General features: G+C 68.9%; 18 protein-coding genes. 10 read left to right on the top strand and 8 right to left on the bottom strand.

The genetic code is table 11. The annotated features are described in order from the left end of the window. Positions 1-6: 6 nt before the first annotated feature. The gene (locus BJY22_RS26345; RefSeq protein ID WP_167211542.1) at positions 7-390 is read right to left on the bottom strand and encodes a VOC family protein; all 384 of its coding nucleotides are present in this window, start codon (positions 388-390) and stop codon (positions 7-9) included. 83 nt (positions 391-473) lie between these two features. Next, entirely contained in the window at positions 474-617 is a 144-nt protein-coding gene (locus tag BJY22_RS26340) for a hypothetical protein (RefSeq protein WP_167211539.1), read from the bottom strand. Positions 618-716: 99 nt separating this feature from the next. Between BJY22_RS26340 and BJY22_RS26335 the strand changes: the two genes are divergently transcribed. After that, positions 717-1,361, top strand: coding sequence for a TetR/AcrR family transcriptional regulator (locus tag BJY22_RS26335; protein ID WP_167211536.1), 645 nt, complete (start codon positions 717-719; stop codon positions 1,359-1,361). 49 nt (positions 1,362-1,410) lie between these two features. Here BJY22_RS26335 and BJY22_RS26330 read toward each other — a convergent pair whose 3' ends face one another. The 3 genes from BJY22_RS26330 to BJY22_RS26320 all read right to left on the bottom strand — a co-directional run bounded on the left by BJY22_RS26330 (position 1,411) and on the right by BJY22_RS26320 (position 4,203). Further along, on the bottom strand, positions 1,411-2,157 hold the full coding sequence (locus tag BJY22_RS26330; RefSeq protein ID WP_167218666.1) for a putative protein N(5)-glutamine methyltransferase: 747 nt from the start codon (positions 2,155-2,157) through the stop codon (positions 1,411-1,413). A 178-nt stretch (positions 2,158-2,335) separates the two neighbouring features. Next, positions 2,336-3,286, bottom strand: a complete 951-nt coding sequence (locus tag BJY22_RS26325; RefSeq protein WP_167211533.1) for an SDR family NAD(P)-dependent oxidoreductase — start codon at positions 3,284-3,286, stop codon at positions 2,336-2,338. Between the two features lie 29 nt (positions 3,287-3,315). Next, complete coding sequence (locus BJY22_RS26320; RefSeq protein ID WP_167211530.1) at positions 3,316-4,203, bottom strand: LysR family transcriptional regulator; 888 nt, start codon at positions 4,201-4,203, stop codon at positions 3,316-3,318. Between the two features lie 95 nt (positions 4,204-4,298). On the opposite strand from BJY22_RS26320, the gene BJY22_RS26315 reads away from it, so the two are divergent. The 8 genes from BJY22_RS26315 to BJY22_RS26280 all read left to right on the top strand — a co-directional run bounded on the left by BJY22_RS26315 (position 4,299) and on the right by BJY22_RS26280 (position 11,265). Continuing rightward, positions 4,299-5,336 carry a hydroxyacid dehydrogenase gene (locus BJY22_RS26315; RefSeq protein WP_337759113.1) on the top strand — a complete coding sequence of 346 codons (1,038 nt, stop codon included), beginning with the start codon at positions 4,299-4,301 and terminating at the stop codon, positions 5,334-5,336. Between the two features lie 11 nt (positions 5,337-5,347). Next, positions 5,348-6,490 carry a mandelate racemase/muconate lactonizing enzyme family protein gene (locus tag BJY22_RS26310; RefSeq protein WP_167211527.1) on the top strand — a complete coding sequence of 381 codons (1,143 nt, stop codon included), beginning with the start codon at positions 5,348-5,350 and terminating at the stop codon, positions 6,488-6,490. A 10-nt stretch (positions 6,491-6,500) separates the two neighbouring features. After that, a complete protein-coding gene (locus BJY22_RS26305) occupies positions 6,501-7,808 on the top strand; it encodes an ABC transporter substrate-binding protein (protein ID WP_202891265.1) in 1,308 nt (435 codons plus the stop codon). A 5-nt stretch (positions 7,809-7,813) separates the two neighbouring features. Beyond that, positions 7,814-8,746 (top strand): carbohydrate ABC transporter permease, encoded by a 933-nt coding sequence (locus BJY22_RS26300; RefSeq protein ID WP_167211520.1) that lies wholly within the window; start codon positions 7,814-7,816, stop codon positions 8,744-8,746. Beyond that, positions 8,736-9,560 carry a carbohydrate ABC transporter permease gene (locus BJY22_RS26295; protein ID WP_167211517.1) on the top strand — a complete coding sequence of 275 codons (825 nt, stop codon included), beginning with the start codon at positions 8,736-8,738 and terminating at the stop codon, positions 9,558-9,560. The genes BJY22_RS26300 and BJY22_RS26295 overlap by 11 nt, the downstream gene beginning before the upstream one ends. Beyond that, positions 9,560-10,342, top strand: a complete 783-nt coding sequence (locus BJY22_RS26290) for a sugar phosphate isomerase/epimerase family protein (protein WP_167211513.1) — start codon at positions 9,560-9,562, stop codon at positions 10,340-10,342. Before BJY22_RS26295 ends, BJY22_RS26290 begins: the two co-directional genes overlap by 1 nt. Positions 10,343-10,397: 55 nt before the next feature. Continuing rightward, the gene (locus tag BJY22_RS26285) at positions 10,398-10,841 is read left to right on the top strand and encodes a carboxymuconolactone decarboxylase family protein (protein ID WP_238350461.1); all 444 of its coding nucleotides are present in this window, start codon (positions 10,398-10,400) and stop codon (positions 10,839-10,841) included. A gap of 73 nt (positions 10,842-10,914) precedes the next feature. Then, positions 10,915-11,265, top strand: coding sequence for a YciI family protein (locus BJY22_RS26280; protein ID WP_167211506.1), 351 nt, complete (start codon positions 10,915-10,917; stop codon positions 11,263-11,265). Between the two features lie 63 nt (positions 11,266-11,328). On the opposite strand, the gene BJY22_RS26275 is transcribed toward BJY22_RS26280, so the two are convergent. The 3 genes from BJY22_RS26275 to BJY22_RS26265 all read right to left on the bottom strand — a co-directional run bounded on the left by BJY22_RS26275 (position 11,329) and on the right by BJY22_RS26265 (position 13,672). Continuing rightward, on the bottom strand, positions 11,329-11,646 hold the full coding sequence (locus tag BJY22_RS26275; RefSeq protein ID WP_167211503.1) for a hypothetical protein: 318 nt from the start codon (positions 11,644-11,646) through the stop codon (positions 11,329-11,331). Positions 11,647-11,877: 231 nt separating this feature from the next. Beyond that, complete coding sequence (locus BJY22_RS26270) at positions 11,878-12,927, bottom strand: LacI family DNA-binding transcriptional regulator (protein WP_167211500.1); 1,050 nt, start codon at positions 12,925-12,927, stop codon at positions 11,878-11,880. A 37-nt stretch (positions 12,928-12,964) separates the two neighbouring features. Further along, positions 12,965-13,672 (bottom strand): SDR family NAD(P)-dependent oxidoreductase, encoded by a 708-nt coding sequence (locus tag BJY22_RS26265; RefSeq protein ID WP_202891264.1) that lies wholly within the window; start codon positions 13,670-13,672, stop codon positions 12,965-12,967. Positions 13,673-13,729: 57 nt separating this feature from the next. On the opposite strand from BJY22_RS26265, the gene BJY22_RS26260 reads away from it, so the two are divergent. Further along, positions 13,730-14,275 carry a MarR family winged helix-turn-helix transcriptional regulator gene (locus BJY22_RS26260; RefSeq protein ID WP_337759107.1) on the top strand — a complete coding sequence of 182 codons (546 nt, stop codon included), beginning with the start codon at positions 13,730-13,732 and terminating at the stop codon, positions 14,273-14,275. Positions 14,276-14,323: the final 48 nt, after the last annotated feature.

The raw sequence follows: 14,323 nt of genomic DNA, 5'->3' as shown, positions 1-14,323 counted from the left end.
TGCCGTTCAGTTGCCGGGTGTCGTCCACTCGACGAGCTGGACGACGACACCGTTCGGGTCGGTGACCTGGAACAGCCGTTCGCCCCAGGGCTCCTCACGCAGCGGCATCGTGATCTCGACGCCTTCGGAGCGCAGTCGCTTCTCCTCGGCGTCCAGCGTGTCGACGGTGAACGCCAGGATCAGCCCGGCGGCCCGCTGGTCCCGCTGCTCCGGCGGCAGGACCTCGATCCCCCGCTGCAGCAGGACGAGGTCGACGGCGTCGTCGCGGCTGAGCGAGGCGAATCCTTCGGCAGCCGCCTGTTCGCGGTAGCCGAAGTGGTCGAGGAAGAAGCCCTTCGACGCGGCGACGTCGTCGACGGTCAGGGACAGGGTGGAGGCGTTGATCTTCAAGGGTTTCCTTCCAGAGAACTCGGCAGGCGACCAGCCATGGGTACGGCGGATCGCGAAGGACAGGCTGCGGGACGAACCGCGGGTCAGCGGGCACCGCGGCGCGGGAGGCCGCGCCGCGTCGTACCGGCCGGGTAGCGCACGGTGCGCGACTGCGCCGTACGCCACTCGTCACGACCGCGCCGGGAGAACGCGACGGACGAGGACTTGCCGAGATCGGAGGTGCGCATCCAGTACTTCCCTTCGAGGTAACTTTACGACGGGTGTAACTTTAGCCGCGCACCAAGATGCTGTCAACATATATTTACGACGGAGGTAAGATTCTTCGCATGGACCTCAATCAGGCGGCCCCGACCGGGCTGCGGGAGCTGAAGAAGCAGGAGACGCGGCAGCTGATCTCGGATCACGCGACCCGGCTGTTCATCGCGCAGGGCTTCGAGCAGACCACGATCGCCGAGATCGCGACCGCCGCCCGGGTCGCGAAGAAGACCGTGACCAACTACTTCGCGCGCAAGGAGGACCTGGCCCTCGACCACCAGGACGCGTTCGTCGCGACCCTGGCGGAGGCGGTCGCCGGCCGCGGTCCGGGCGAGTCCGCGCTCGCCGCGCTGCGCCGCGACTTCGAGCAGGCGATCGCGACGCAGGATCCGGTGGCGGGTTTCGCCGGTCCGGAGTTCACCCGGATGATCGCCGACAGCCCGACGCTGACGACCTGCCTGCGCGGTCTGCACGACCAGCGCGAGCAGGCGCTGTGCGAGGCGCTCGCCGAAGCCGTCGGCGAGCGCCCCGACACCATCACCGTCCGCACAGCCGCCGGTCTGCTCGGCGCCGTTCACCGCATCCTGTTCGACCGCATCCAGCAGCTGACTCTGGCGGGCCGGACCAACGACGAGATCGCCGAGCTCGTCACCCCCGAGTCGGCCCAGGCTTTCGACCTCCTCGAACCGGCCCTCGGCGCCTACGCAGTCCACTGACGCCGGCCCGGCGAATCAGACTTGGCCGGCTCTGACCACACGGGTCCATTCAGATGTTGCCGATAACAACGTTTGCGCCCAACTCGTCGTCGGACGTGATGCGGGCGGCCAGGCCGTGCTCGCGGAAGACGGCCGCCGCGAGGGACGCCTGGTGGTCGCTCATCTCGACGAAGAGCCGGCCGCCGGGCGCCAGCCAGTCCACGGCGCCAGCAGCCACCCGGCGCAGCGTCGCGAGACCGTCCGGGCCGCCGTCCAGCGTGACCTGCGGCTCGTGCAGACGTGCCTCGGGCGGCAGCAGCCGGATCTCGTCGGTCGGGACGTACGGCACATTCGCCAGCAGTACGTCGATCCGGCCACGCAACCGCTCCGGCAACGCGGCGAACAGATCCCCCTGGTAGACGGTCCCCCGCCACGCCAGGAGGTTCCGCCGCGCACACCGAACCGCGGCCGGCTCGATGTCGGCGGCGTACAGCAACACCTCGCGCTCGGAAGCAACCGCCGCACCCAACGCGCCCGAACCACAGCCGAGGTCGACCACGACCGCCCCGGCGACGGTCACCCGCAACGCCTCGGCCACCAGGAACTCGGTTCGCCGACGTGGGATGAACACCCCCGGATCGACGGCGATCCGCAGCCCGCAGAACGACGCCCAGCCGACGACGTACTCCAGCGGCAGCCCGGCGACCCGCTGGTCGACCATTGCCGCGAGCTCGACCGCGTCCCGGGCGGTCTCGGCGATCAACGCCGCCTCGTCCTCGGCGAACACGCACCCGGACGCACGCAACCGCTCGATCACAAGACCGAGCCCGCCGAGCCCGACAGCAGAACCAGAAGGAACAGATGAAAGAGACACAGAACCCCTTCGACTACGAGGCTCCCGCGATCAGCACCAGACGCTGATCACTCGAGGCGGGAGCAACCGACCTGCCTGGATGATCGGTCCCACCTCCTTCGTCCGTCGTTCCCTGACCGGGTCAGCCTAACCCGAACGCGTCGACCCCGGTCAGCCGGGCCGAGACCGTCCACAGCCGCTGCGCCGCCGCCGGGTCGATCGCGTACGGACGGACTCCGGTCGGACCGTCCTCCGACACCTCGGCGACCTCACAGTCCTCGCAGAACACGCCGCCGAGCTCGGCGAGTTGCGGTGACGTCGCCGCCCAGACCTGGGTGGCCGCACCCTGCTCGGGGCTCTTGAACCCGGCGCCGGTCGGGTTGCCGTCCTCGTCGATCCAGCCGTACCCGACCATTTCCTCGCGCGGCAGGTGCCGCTGCAGCGGCGTCAGGATGCCACCGGGATGCAGCGCGAACGCCCGTACGCCGGAATCCTTGCCGAGGGCATCGAGCTGGACCGCGAACAGCACGTTGGCGGTCTTCGCCTGCCCGTACGCCTCCCACTTGTCGTACCCGAGCCTGAACTCCAGGTCGTCCCACCGGATGTCCGAGCGCCGGTGCGCGCTCGAAGACACCGACACCACGCGCGCGCCGCCGTCGGCCGCGATCGCCGGCCACAGCCGGTTCACCAGCGCGAAGTGCCCGAGATGGTTGGTCGCGAACTGCGCCTCCCACCCCGGGCCGACCCGGGTCTCGGGACAGGCCATGATCGCGGCGTTGTCGATGACGATGTCGATCGACCGGCCTGACGCCAGGAACCGGTCCGCGAACGACCGGACGCTGTCCAGGTCCCCCAGATCCAGCTCGTCGACCTCGGCGATCCCCGCCAGAACCTCCCGCGCCGCATCCGGCCGCCGGGCCGGTACGACGACGTGCGCACCCGCGCCGGCGAGCGCCTTGCTGGTCTCCAGACCGAGACCGGAATATCCACCCGTGACGATCGCCAGCTTGCCGGTCAGGTCGATCCCGGCCAGGACGTCGTCCGCGGTGCTGTCGTGCCCGAAACCCGAGCCGATCTTGTGTTGTGCGCTCATGTCGTCGAGCGTAGGAATTAGAGCGCGCTCTAAGTCAAATGGGGATCCTGCCGCAGCGACTCCGCCAGCCGCTGCAGCGCGGGGTTCGGGTTGTCCGGGCTCCAGCAGGCGTGCAGCGTCACCGAATGCGCGTCGGCCGCGTCGAGTTCGCGGTACCGGACACCTTCGACCTGCATGGACATGATCGAGCGCGGGATCAGCGCACACCCCAGCCCGGCCCGCACCAGCGCGAGCATCGTCGGCACCTGCGACGCCAGCTGACTCACGGCGTACCGGTCCATCCCGATCATCGCCGCACAGATGTCGTGCAGGTACTGCGATCCCTCCGGGCTGTACCCGATGTAGTCGTCGGTCACGTCGACCAGCGACACCCGTCCCTCGCCGGCGGCCAGCGGATGCGCGGCGGGTACGGCGAGCACCAGGTCCTCCGAATGCACCAGCAGCGACTCGAACTGCTCCGGGATCGGCGGCCGCACCAGTCCGAGATCGATCTCCAGATTCGCCAGCGCCTCGAACTGCGCCGGACTCACCAGTTCGGTCAGCTCCGCCGTCACGCCCGGCGTGCGTTTGCCGACCATGGTCAGGAAGTCCGCGAGTACGGCGTACGCGCCGATCGCGGTGAACGCGAGCCGCAACGTACCGGTGGTTCCGTCCGCCGCGCGACGGGTTGCCTCCGGGGCGACCTCCAGCAGTGCGAGGACCCGGCGGGCGTGTTCGAGGAAGACTCCGCCGGCCGCGGTCAGCCGCACGCCGCGGCCGGTGCGGTCGAAGAGGCGGACGTCGAGCGTCCGTTCGAGGCCCTGGATCTGGCGGGTCAGCGGCGGCTGGGTCAGGTTCAGGCGCTGGGCCGCCCGGCCGTAGTGGAGTTCTTCGGCGACGGCGACGAACCCGCGGAGTTGCTGGAGCGAGAGATCCATGCGTGCACGGTATCGGTTCATGCGAAATCGGGCTTGGACCTGCATAACGGAAAGCGCCTACCGTCGGTGCAACGCCTAGCCGAAGGAGCATCCCGGTGCCGAATCCTGCGCTCAGACTTGCCGCTCTGATGTCCCCGGAACGTGCTGCCGACGTGGTGGACGGCGCCACTCGCGCCCTGATCGAGGAGCGCTTCGACGCCACGTGGGCAACCGTCGACCACTGCACCGCTCCAGGCTCTCTCGCCAAGCCGCCCGCGCTCGCCCCCGCCGCCGTACCCGAGCTGGCCGCCGGCGCCGACGTGCTCCTGACGAGCTGGGGTACGCCGCACCTCGGCAAGGAGCTGTGGGCCGACGGCAACGGCCCGAAGGTCGTCGCGCACGCGGCCGGCACGGTGAAGAACCTGATCGACCCGGTCGTCCTCGATCAAGGTGTCGCCGTGTTCTCGGCCGGTCCGCGGATCGCCTGGTCGGTCGGCGAGTACTGCCTCGGCGCCCTGCTGACGCTGGCCCGCCGCCTGCCCCGGTTCGACGGCGCGATCCGGTCCGGCGGCTGGAAGCAGACGGAGTACCGCGGGCACGAGCTGGCCGGCGCGAAGGTCGGGATCATCGGCGCGAGCAGCACCGCCCGCGCGCTGGTCACCATGCTGAAGCCGTTCGGCTGCGACATCGCCGTCTACGACCCGTACCTGTCGGCCGAACGCGCCCAGGAACTCGGCGTACGGACGACGACACTCGAGGAGGCCGCGAGCAGTCCGTTCCTGAGCATCCACGTCCCGAACGTGCCCGAGACGAAGGGCATGATCACCCGCGCACTGGTCGAGAACCTGCCCGACGGCGCGGTCGTGGTGAACTCGTCGCGCGGCCCGGCGATCGACCAGCAGGCGCTCCTCGACCACGCACTGGACGGCCGGATCTACGCCGCCCTGGACGTGTACGACCCCGAGCCGCCGGCGTTCGACGCGACGACGCTCGGTTCGCCGAACCTCCTGCTCACCCCGCACATCGCGGGCGACACCGCCGAAGGTCACCTCGCCCTCGCGGGCTACGTACTGCGCGACGCCCTCCAGTGGCTCGCGGACGGGACCCGCGGACCGAGCTTCGTCGACCCGGCCGCCTGGTCGATCGCCGCCTGAAAGGACCGCCGATGTCCCGCATCACCCAGGTCGAGGTCTTCCCGGTCGCCGTACCGTTCGCCCGCCGGTTCGTGCTCGGCAGCGGTGCCGTCGGCGCGCCGGGCAACGCGCCGGACCAGTCCGCGGCGGTCGTCTTCGTGAAGCTGACCACCGAGGACGGCGTGGTCGGCTGGGGCGAGCAGCGTGCTCTGCCCAGCTGGAGCTACGAGACCGCCGAGACCATGGCCGTCGTCATCCGCCGCCACCTCGCGCCGATCCTGCTGGAGCTCACGCCGTTCGACGTCGAACTCTTCCACCGGCGCGCCGCCCAGCGGCTCAGCCCCGCGGTCTCGAACGGCTTCCCGTTCGCGCGCGCGGCGGTCGACGTCGCGATGCACGACGCGGCCGGCAAGCTCGCCGGCGTTCCCGTGCACGCGCTGCTCGGCGGCAAGGTGTCCGACGAGATCCCGCTCTGCTCGGCGATCGGGGTCGGCGACCAGGACACGGTCCGCGATCACGCGATCCAGTCGTCGGACTATGCGGCGTACAAGATCAAGATCGGTGGCGACCTGGACGCCGACACGGCGGCGATCGAGACCGTCGCGGACGTCGCCGACGGCAAACCGTTGTGGCTCGACGCGAACCAGTCCTACCGCCCGGCCGCGCTCAAGCAGCTTCTGGCCCGTACGGCGCACGTCCGGACGATCCATTGCGTCGAGCAACCCGTGCCCAGCACGGACACGCTCGCGATGGGACGGCTGCGCGAGCTGATCGACCTGCCGATCGCGATCGACGAGGGCAGCTTCTCCGCGCAGGACCTGGCGCGGGCGATCCGGCTGGACGCCGCGGACCTGGTCGTGATCAAGGTCTGCAAGTCCGGCGGGCTGCGCAACGCCCTCAAGACCGCCCAGACCGCGCTCGCCGGCGGTCTCGAGATCCTGGCCAGCGGCCTGACCGACTGCGGAGTCGCGTTCGCCGCCGCGCTGCACGTGTTCAGTCAGCTCGAGCTCGCCCTGCCCGCCGAGCTCAACGGGCCGGAGCTGCTGACCGATCTGTACGTCGATGGGCTGAGCATCACCAAGGCCGTCGCCACGGTCCCCACCGCCCCTGGATTGGGCGTCGAGGTCGACGAGGAGCGCATCCGCGCCGAGTCGATCGACCTGCTCTACCGGTGAGGAGAAGATGATGAGCAAGCTGTCCCGCCGCGGCTTCCTCCAACTGAGCGGTCTGGCCGGGATCGGGGTCGCCGCGGCCGGCTGTTCGTCCGGCCCACCTTCCGGTACGGCGACCTGGTCCATGTGGTCCAGCAGCGCCGCCGAGAAGAAGGTTTGGCAAGACTTCGGCACGTACGTCGAGAAGCAGCTCGGCGTGAGATCGGTCGCCACCTTGACCCCGTCGAGTGGCTACCCGACCAAGCTCGACCTGCAACTCGTCAGCGGTACCGCGAGCCTGGTCACCGCGCTCAACGGCACCCTGATCCCGACGTACGCCGCCCGCGGCGCGCACCGCCCGCTCGACGACCTGATCGCCGCCGACCCCGACTTCGAGCTCGACGACTTCTACGACACCAGCCGGCGGATCTCGAGCTTCAACGGCAAGACGTACGCGATCGGCTTCGACGTCGCGCCTACCGTCATGTACTACAACAAGGACCTGCTGACGAAGCAGGGCATCCCGCTGCCCTCGCGGACCGAACCGATGTCCTGGGCAACCTTCCGCGAGCTCGCCCGGCAGCTCACCAGGCCCGGCGAGCAGTACGGCTTCACCTGCGCGCCGGCGATCGACGACCTGGTGTCCTGGATCTACTGCGCCGGCGGGAACGTGATGAGCGAGGACGGCGGCCGGAGCATCCTCGGCGAGCCGGAGGCGATGCAGGCGCTGCAGTTCGTCATCGACCTGTTCGTGAAGGACAAGGTCACCCCGCCGATCAAGAACCTGGTCACCGAAAGCTCGCTGTCCAACTTCCTGCAGGGCAACGTCGCGTTCATGCAGAACGGGCCGTGGCAGGTCGTCAACGCGCGCAAGGCGAAGTTCGACTGGGACATCATCCCGTTCCCGGCCGGGGCGAACGGGAGCACGCCGCGCGTCTCGGGTTCCAGCTTCGCGATTCCATCGGGGGTACGCGAGGGCGCCGAGCTCGATCTCGCGTGGAAGCTGCTCAAGACGCTCACCAGCACCGGTGCACTCGACATCTACGCGAAGGCCGGCCGCAACAACCCCGCGCGGCTGAGCGCGGGCAGTGCGTTCCAGCCGCCACCGGACAACCTCGGGATCGTCCAGGACATCCTGGCCGGCAAGGTCGCCGGTGGGCACGCCTTCGACGTCACCACGAACTGGAACCAGGTCAAACAGTTGCTCGGTCAGGATCTGCCGCGGACGTTCCTCGGACAGGTCAGTGTCGCGGAAGCCATCAAAGGGCTCACGCCGCGTCTCGACGTACTGATGCGCCAGCACCTCGACACCATCCGCCAAGCCACAGCCAGGAAGGGGTGATCGTCATGGCCGTCGACATCGCACCCGCTCCCCCGGCCCCGGCCAAGCAGGCCGCGGCCCCACCCCGGCGCAGCCGCGAGGCACTCACCGCGTGGCTGTTCATCCTGCCCAGTCTGATCGGCTTCCTGATCTTCACCGCCGGACCGGTCGTCGCGGCCGGCGTGATCTCACTGCTGGACTGGAACCTGTTCAGCGCCCCGACGTGGGCCGGCTTGCGCAACTTCGCTCGGCTCGGCCCCGACCCGACGTTCTGGTCGGCGCTCGGCAACACGGCGTACTTCACGCTGCTGAGCGTGCCGCTGACGATCGTGGTCAGCTTGCTCCTGGCGTTGCTGCTCAATCAGGGACTGCGGCGGATCGCCGTGTTCCGGTCACTCCTGCTGTTGCCGTACGCAACCATCACGGTCGCCGTGGCGTTCGTCTGGATCTGGCTCTACATCCCGCACGACGGCCTGGTGAACGCCGTGCTCGGATGGTTCGGCATCAGCGGTCCGGCGTGGCTGATCTCGGACAGCTGGGCGATGCCGGCGCTGATCCTGATGAGCGTGTGGAAGAGCTTCGGGTTCGGCATGGTGGTCTTCCTGGCCGGCCTGCAGGCGATCCCGCAGCAGCTCTACGAGGCGGGCCGGGTGGACGGTACGTCGCCGTGGAACAGCTTCCGGCACATCACGCTGCCGATGCTCTCCCCCGCGCTGTTCTTCGTCGTCGTCACGTCGGTGATCGGCTCGTTCCAGGTCTTCGACCAGGCGCTGATCATGACCAACGGCGGACCGGGTACACGCACCACCACGCTCGTCATGTACATCTACCGGACCGGCTTCGAGAACTACGACCAGGGGTACGCCGCGGCGCAGTCGCTCGTCCTGTTCGCGTTCATCGTCCTGATCACCGCGGGCCAGTTCCTTTTCCAACGGAGGCTGGTGCACTATGACAACTGAGATCAAGCGCAGGCTCGTCGTCTTCACGTGCTTCGTGGTCACCGCGGTCACCCTGATCCCGGTCGTCATGATGGTGCTGGTCGCGTTCCAGTCCGACGCCGAGTCGATGGCGGCGAAGCCGTCGTTCTGGCCGAGCAGCTGGCACCCCGAGAACCTGACCCGCGCGTTCGACCTCGTCCCGCTCGGCAAGTACCTGCTGAACACGATCTACTTCGCCGCCGGTACGACGATCCTCGAAACGGTCACCGCGGCGCTCGCGGCGTACGCGTTCGCCCGGCTGAACTTCCCCGGCCGGAGCTGGTTGTTCGGGATCTATCTCGCCACGTTGATGATCCCGTCGCAGGTGACCCTGATCCCGCAGTTCGTGCTGGTCGCGAAGCTGCACGGGATCGACACCTGGCCGGGCATGATCCTGCCGCACGCGTTCACCGCGATCGGGGTGTTCCTGCTCCGGCAGTTCTTCCTCGGCATCCCGCGCGACTACGAGGAGGCCGCGCGGCTGGACGGCGCGAACCGCTGGCAGGCGTTCGTCCGCGTCATCGTGCCACTCGCCGTACCGGCGATCGCGACGCTGGCGGTGTTCAAGTTCATCGGGCAGTGGAACAACCTGCTCTGGCCGTTGGTGATCTCCAACAGCGACGCCACGCGCACCGCGTCGGTCGGGCTGCAGGTGTTCCAGGACACCAACGGCACCCAGTGGAACCTGCTGCTGATGGCCGCGACCGTCACCACGATCCCGCTGATTGTCCTGTTCTTCCTCACCCAACGCTGGTTCGTCCGTGGCATCACCATGAGTGGCCTGGGAGGTCGTTGATGTCGTATCTGTGGTCCGTGTTCACCAAGCCCTGGGCGACATTGCCCGGGGACGAGCTCGGGCGGGTGATCGCCGGGATCGGGTTCGGCGGCGCCGAGGTGCCGGTGCGCGACACGGCGTACGTCACGCCGGCGAACGCCGCGGCCGAACTGCCCAAGTTCGCCGCGCAGTTGCGGGCCGAGGGCATCGAACCGATCAGCGTCGCGAGCGATCTGTCCGAGCCGGTGTTCGCCGCCTGCGCGGAGGCGGGCGTCCCGATGATCAGGATCATGGCCGAGCTCGGCCCCGACGGGTACGCCGCTTCCGTACGGCGCAACCGCGAGCTGCTCGAGCGCGCCGCAGTACTGACCGAGCGGTACGACGTACAGGTCGGCGTACAGCCGCATCATGGACGGTACGTGTCGTCGACGCTCGGCGTACTGCAGTTGCTCGACGGACTGCCCGCACGGTTCAGGCTGGTGTGGGATGCGGCGCACGACGCGCTGGCCGGCGATCATCCGGCGGTGACGCTGGAGCTCGGCGCGGAGCGGCTCGGGATCGTGAACCTGAAGAACGTCCACTACATCCGCGCGGACGGTGGCTGGAAGACGACCTTCGTCGAGGGGGAGGACGGGCTGTCCGACTGGCCTGCGGTGTTCGCCACCCTGCGGCAGCTCGAGTACTCCGGCCCGGTCTGCCTGACGGCGCAGTACTCCGAGGCCGCCGTACCGGTGGAGACCCGCCTGGAAAGAGATCTGCGCTTCGCTGTCACATCCGCCGCGCAGCATCCGTCAAGACAGTGAAATCAAGGGAAATCAACAAACCACTGCTCTTGGAGAACCTCCCATGCAAGCACGGATGACCAACCCCGCAATGGTTCTGCCCGACGCCACGAAGGGCATCCAGAACATCTACAAGGCGATCGGGCAGTCCGGTGCGGACGGCACGACGCTCGAGCTGGTGCACTTGCGTGCCAGCCAGATCAACGGCTGCTCCCCGTGCGTCTTCGCCGGGGTCAAGTCGGCGCTGAAGAACGGCGAGACCGACGAGCGGCTGCACCAGGTCGCGGCCTGGCGGGACTCCGACCTGTTCACCGACGCCGAGCGGGCAGCGCTCGAGCTGGCCGAGGCCGCGACCCGGCTCGCGGACAACCCGACCGTGGTGACGGACGAGATCTGGAACGCGGCCGCGGATCACTTCGACGAGAAGGAACTGTCGGGGATCATCCTGATGATCGCGCTCACCAACCTGTTCAACCGCCTCAACACCACGGTGCGGGCTCCGGCCGGCGCCACCTGGTGACCCGATAACGTGAGCCCCGGATGTCGAGGAGACGTCCGGGGCTCCGACGTACCCGGGTGAATGGAGGCAAGCGATGAAATACATGCTGCTGATCTACGGGAACGACGAAACCTGGGACACGTTGCACGCCGAAGGAATCGACCAGGTGCTCGACCAGCACCGGGTGCTCTCCGACGAGCTGAAGGCGAACGGCGAACTCGTCGACGGTATCGGCCTCACCACCGCGAACGCGCGCGTGGTCAAGGTCCACGACGGTGTCGCGGCGGTCACCGACGGGCCCTTCACCGAGGCCAAGGAGGTCCTGGCCGGCTACTACATCGTCGACTGCAGTCTCGAGCGCGCCACGGAGATCGCCGCGCGGCTGCCGGAGGCGAGGTACTCCCCCATCGAGATCCGTGAGTTCACGGATCCGATGGAGAGCTAGCTGTCCCAGGGACTTGCCGGCCTCAGCTGGGCGTTGGACACCTGAGACCGGCGAGTCGCTGACTCAGACCGTCGACGTCCGGACGGGCTCGCTCGACGCGAGGATGACCCCACCTGAGGCGGGCTGATCACCCATACCCCGGCCACCTTGGACGTGAACAGTGGTGCCTGGCGCCGGTGCCTCGACACCGCCGCCGAGTCGGAGCGTGGTCGTCATACCGTTGCTCAACCTGAGCATCGCCACGCGTCGCGGACGCACCGACGGGATCGACGAGTTCACCTCGTGGATGCCGATGCAGACCGCTTGTTGGATCGAAGCCCGTCCGAGCCCCGCGTTGCCGTGACTCCTCACATCACGGCACTGCTCGGCGAGCCTAGTCATCGCTGACACACTTCCCCCTTCTCTTCGTTACTGCCCCCGAGTGATGGGCGGATGCGGTCGCGCCGAACTCCTCGTCGTCACGGCACGGCCGCACACTCCCCCGCCCTCCCCGCACCCGGAAACGACGCGGAAGTGATCAGGCAACCCTTGCTGAGAGTGACGGTGTTTTCAAGGGATCGTGACCGGAATCCCGAGTTCCGGAATGCCGGTCCACGCCGGCGTCTCGCACCGTCAGTGCCCGGTACTGGCGCGCTCGATCACGCGGTGCGGGATCATGACCCTGCGTGGCGGCGCGCTCTTGTCCGCCATCCGCTCCGCGAGCAGGTCGAGGGCCGCCGCGACGAACGCGCGCCGGTCGAAGTCGATCGTGGTCAGCGGCGGAATCATGAACTGGCTCTCGAGGATGTTGTCGAAGCCGGCCACCAGGGTCTGCCGCGGTACGTCGATGCCCGCGCTCCACAACGCGGACAGCGCCCCGGACGCCATCGTGTCGGTGAAGCAGAAGAACGCGTCGGGCAGCTCGTGCTCCGTGAGGTACTTCCCCACCACGGTCGCCGCGCCCTCGGGCCGCCAGCGGTCCAGGCTGATCTCCAGCGCCTCGTCGATCGGTACGCCTGCCTCCTCGAGCGCCTCGCGGTACCCGGCGGTCCGCAACCGCGACGCCGCCGTACCCGGGGACTCGGCCGATCCGCCGAGGACGCCGGCGCCGCTGGAGCCGCGCGGGATCTCGGGCGTACCGACGGCGGCGATCCGGCGGCAGCCCTGCGCCAGCAGGTGCCTGGTCATGTCCCGCGCGGCCGCGACGTTGTCGATCGCGACCTGGCTGACCACGTCCTGGTCGACATCACCGATCAGCACCAGCGGCGGCAGCGGACCGGCCGACGTCACCGCGCTGTCACTGAGGTTCACCGGGTTCAGGATCAGTCCGTCGACCAGGTACGCGCGGGCCTTCGAGAGCAGCTCGAACTCACGCTTCGGCTCGGCCGCGGTCTGCTCGATCTGCACACCCCAGCCGCGTTCGTGGGCGAGCTCGACGACCAGGTGGACGATCTCCGCGGAGTACGGCCGGAGCAGGTCCGGCAGCGCCAGGGCGATCATCCCGGACCGGCCGTTGCGCAGCCCGCGCGCGCTCATGTTCGGAACGTAGTCGAGCTCGGCGAGAGCGCTCTCCACCCGGGCGCGGGTCTCGGGGCGCACGAAGACGACGCCGTTGATCACGTTCGACACCGTCTTCGGCGACACCCCGGCCAGCTTGGCGACATCTTTGACGGTGGGACGCATGTCGCCCATTGTCACACCTGGCAGACGTTGTCAGCCGTCAACGGGTGAGCAACGCACCGCCGTTCACGTGCAGGACCTGTGCCGTGATGTGGCGCGCGGCGGGTGAGGCGAGGAAGTGGATGGTGCCCGCGATGTCGCCGGCCTGCCCCTCGCGTTTGGTCAACGTCGCCTGCAACAACGCCTGCCGCCGCTCGTCGGTCAGCCGACCCTGGAAGAACTCGGTCTCGGCGGTGAAACCCGGCGCGACGACGTTCGACGTGACTCCCCGCGGCCCGAGCTCGGCCGCGACATCGGCGTTCCACATCGCCAGTCCCGCCTTCGAGGCGCCGTACGAACCGGGGCCGCGCGAGCCCGCGATCGAGCCCAGGTGCACGACGGCGGTGGTCAGGCGCGGCGCGAGCGCTGTGGTGGTGAGCACCGCGCTGATCAGGTTCGCCTCCAGGTTCGCGAGCCAGTTCGCCTTCAGTTGCGCGAGATCGCCGTCCGGGCGGCCGAAGTCGGTGTTGCCGCCGGCGTTGTTGACCAGGACATCGACCCGCTCGGGCAGCTCGTCGAGCAGCCGCTCGACCTGCGCCGGGTCGGTCGCGTCGCACACCACTCCCCTGGCCCCCAGGTCGGCGGCCGTCTTCTCCAGTACGTCGGCACGCCGGCCGGTGATCACCACCTCGTCGCCGTCCGCGCGGAACCGTTCCGCGGTCGCCCGGCCGATTCCGGTCGCGCCGCCGGTCACCACGATCGTCCTCATGCACACCATCCCCACGTTTAGCTCTAAATGTTTAGTCCTAAACGTATCATGGTGCGCGTGACCGACAACTACCCCCTCGACGCCCCGAACGCGTACCCGGCCGCCGAGATCGCGCGCGCCTGGCAGCGGGAACGCCCCGGTACGCCGACCGACTCGATCGAGATCGTCACACCGCTGTGGCGGCTGGCGAAACTGTTCGCCGACGACCGGCGCCGGGTGCTCGCCGACGCGGGCGTGGATCCGGCCACGCTCGATCTGCTCAGCGTGCTGCGGCGAGCGGGCACGCCGTACGAGCTGAGTACGCGCGAGCTGTCCCGCCGTACCCTCGTCACCGCCGGCGCCATCTCACAGCGCGTCGCCCGGGCCGAGGATCGCGGCCTGGTCACGCGGCGAGCCGCCGCGGACGGGAGCCGCGCGGTGGTCGTCACGCTGACGCCGGCCGGTCACGACCTCGTCGAGCGGACCGTCGACCAGGTGCTCACGAGGGAGTCCGAGCTGGTCGCGTCCCTGTCCCCCGACGGACGGGCGCGACTGGCCGCGCAGTTGCAGCAACTCCTCGACGAGGTCGCTCTGGCAGCCCGCCGACCTTCCGTCGTAGGTTGAAGGTTTCGTCGTGCGTTCCGGTGCGGCTCTCTGCAGAAGTTCCTACGG

This window comes from Kribbella shirazensis, assembly GCF_011761605.1.
GTDB classification, from domain to species: Bacteria; Actinomycetota; Actinomycetes; order Propionibacteriales; family Kribbellaceae; genus Kribbella; species Kribbella shirazensis.
This window is presented reverse-complemented; position numbering and strand designations above follow the sequence as displayed.

What these genes read in the sequence shown, in the direction of transcription:
- BJY22_RS26275 (WP_167211503.1), bottom strand. Translation starts at nt 11,646, where the DNA reads ATGACTAGGCTCGCCGAGCAGTGCCGTGATGTGAGGAGTCACGGCAAC.
- BJY22_RS26270 (WP_167211500.1), bottom strand. Translation starts at nt 12,927, where the DNA reads ATGCGTCCCACCGTCAAAGATGTCGCCAAGCTGGCCGGGGTGTCGCCG.
- BJY22_RS26310 (WP_167211527.1), top strand. Translation starts at nt 5,348, where the DNA reads ATGTCCCGCATCACCCAGGTCGAGGTCTTCCCGGTCGCCGTACCGTTC.
- BJY22_RS26285 (WP_238350461.1), top strand. Translation starts at nt 10,398, where the DNA reads ATGACCAACCCCGCAATGGTTCTGCCCGACGCCACGAAGGGCATCCAG.
- BJY22_RS26265 (WP_202891264.1), bottom strand. Translation starts at nt 13,672, where the DNA reads ATGAGGACGATCGTGGTGACCGGCGGCGCGACCGGAATCGGCCGGGCG.
- BJY22_RS26320 (WP_167211530.1), bottom strand. Translation starts at nt 4,203, where the DNA reads ATGGATCTCTCGCTCCAGCAACTCCGCGGGTTCGTCGCCGTCGCCGAA.
- BJY22_RS26340 (WP_167211539.1), bottom strand. Translation starts at nt 617, where the DNA reads ATGCGCACCTCCGATCTCGGCAAGTCCTCGTCCGTCGCGTTCTCCCGG.
- BJY22_RS26335 (WP_167211536.1), top strand. Translation starts at nt 717, where the DNA reads ATGGACCTCAATCAGGCGGCCCCGACCGGGCTGCGGGAGCTGAAGAAG.
- BJY22_RS26325 (WP_167211533.1), bottom strand. Translation starts at nt 3,286, where the DNA reads ATGAGCGCACAACACAAGATCGGCTCGGGTTTCGGGCACGACAGCACC.
- BJY22_RS26290 (WP_167211513.1), top strand. Translation starts at nt 9,560, where the DNA reads ATGTCGTATCTGTGGTCCGTGTTCACCAAGCCCTGGGCGACATTGCCC.
- BJY22_RS26295 (WP_167211517.1), top strand. Translation starts at nt 8,736, where the DNA reads ATGACAACTGAGATCAAGCGCAGGCTCGTCGTCTTCACGTGCTTCGTG.
- BJY22_RS26280 (WP_167211506.1), top strand. Translation starts at nt 10,915, where the DNA reads ATGAAATACATGCTGCTGATCTACGGGAACGACGAAACCTGGGACACG.
- BJY22_RS26305 (WP_202891265.1), top strand. Translation starts at nt 6,501, where the DNA reads ATGAGCAAGCTGTCCCGCCGCGGCTTCCTCCAACTGAGCGGTCTGGCC.
- BJY22_RS26300 (WP_167211520.1), top strand. Translation starts at nt 7,814, where the DNA reads ATGGCCGTCGACATCGCACCCGCTCCCCCGGCCCCGGCCAAGCAGGCC.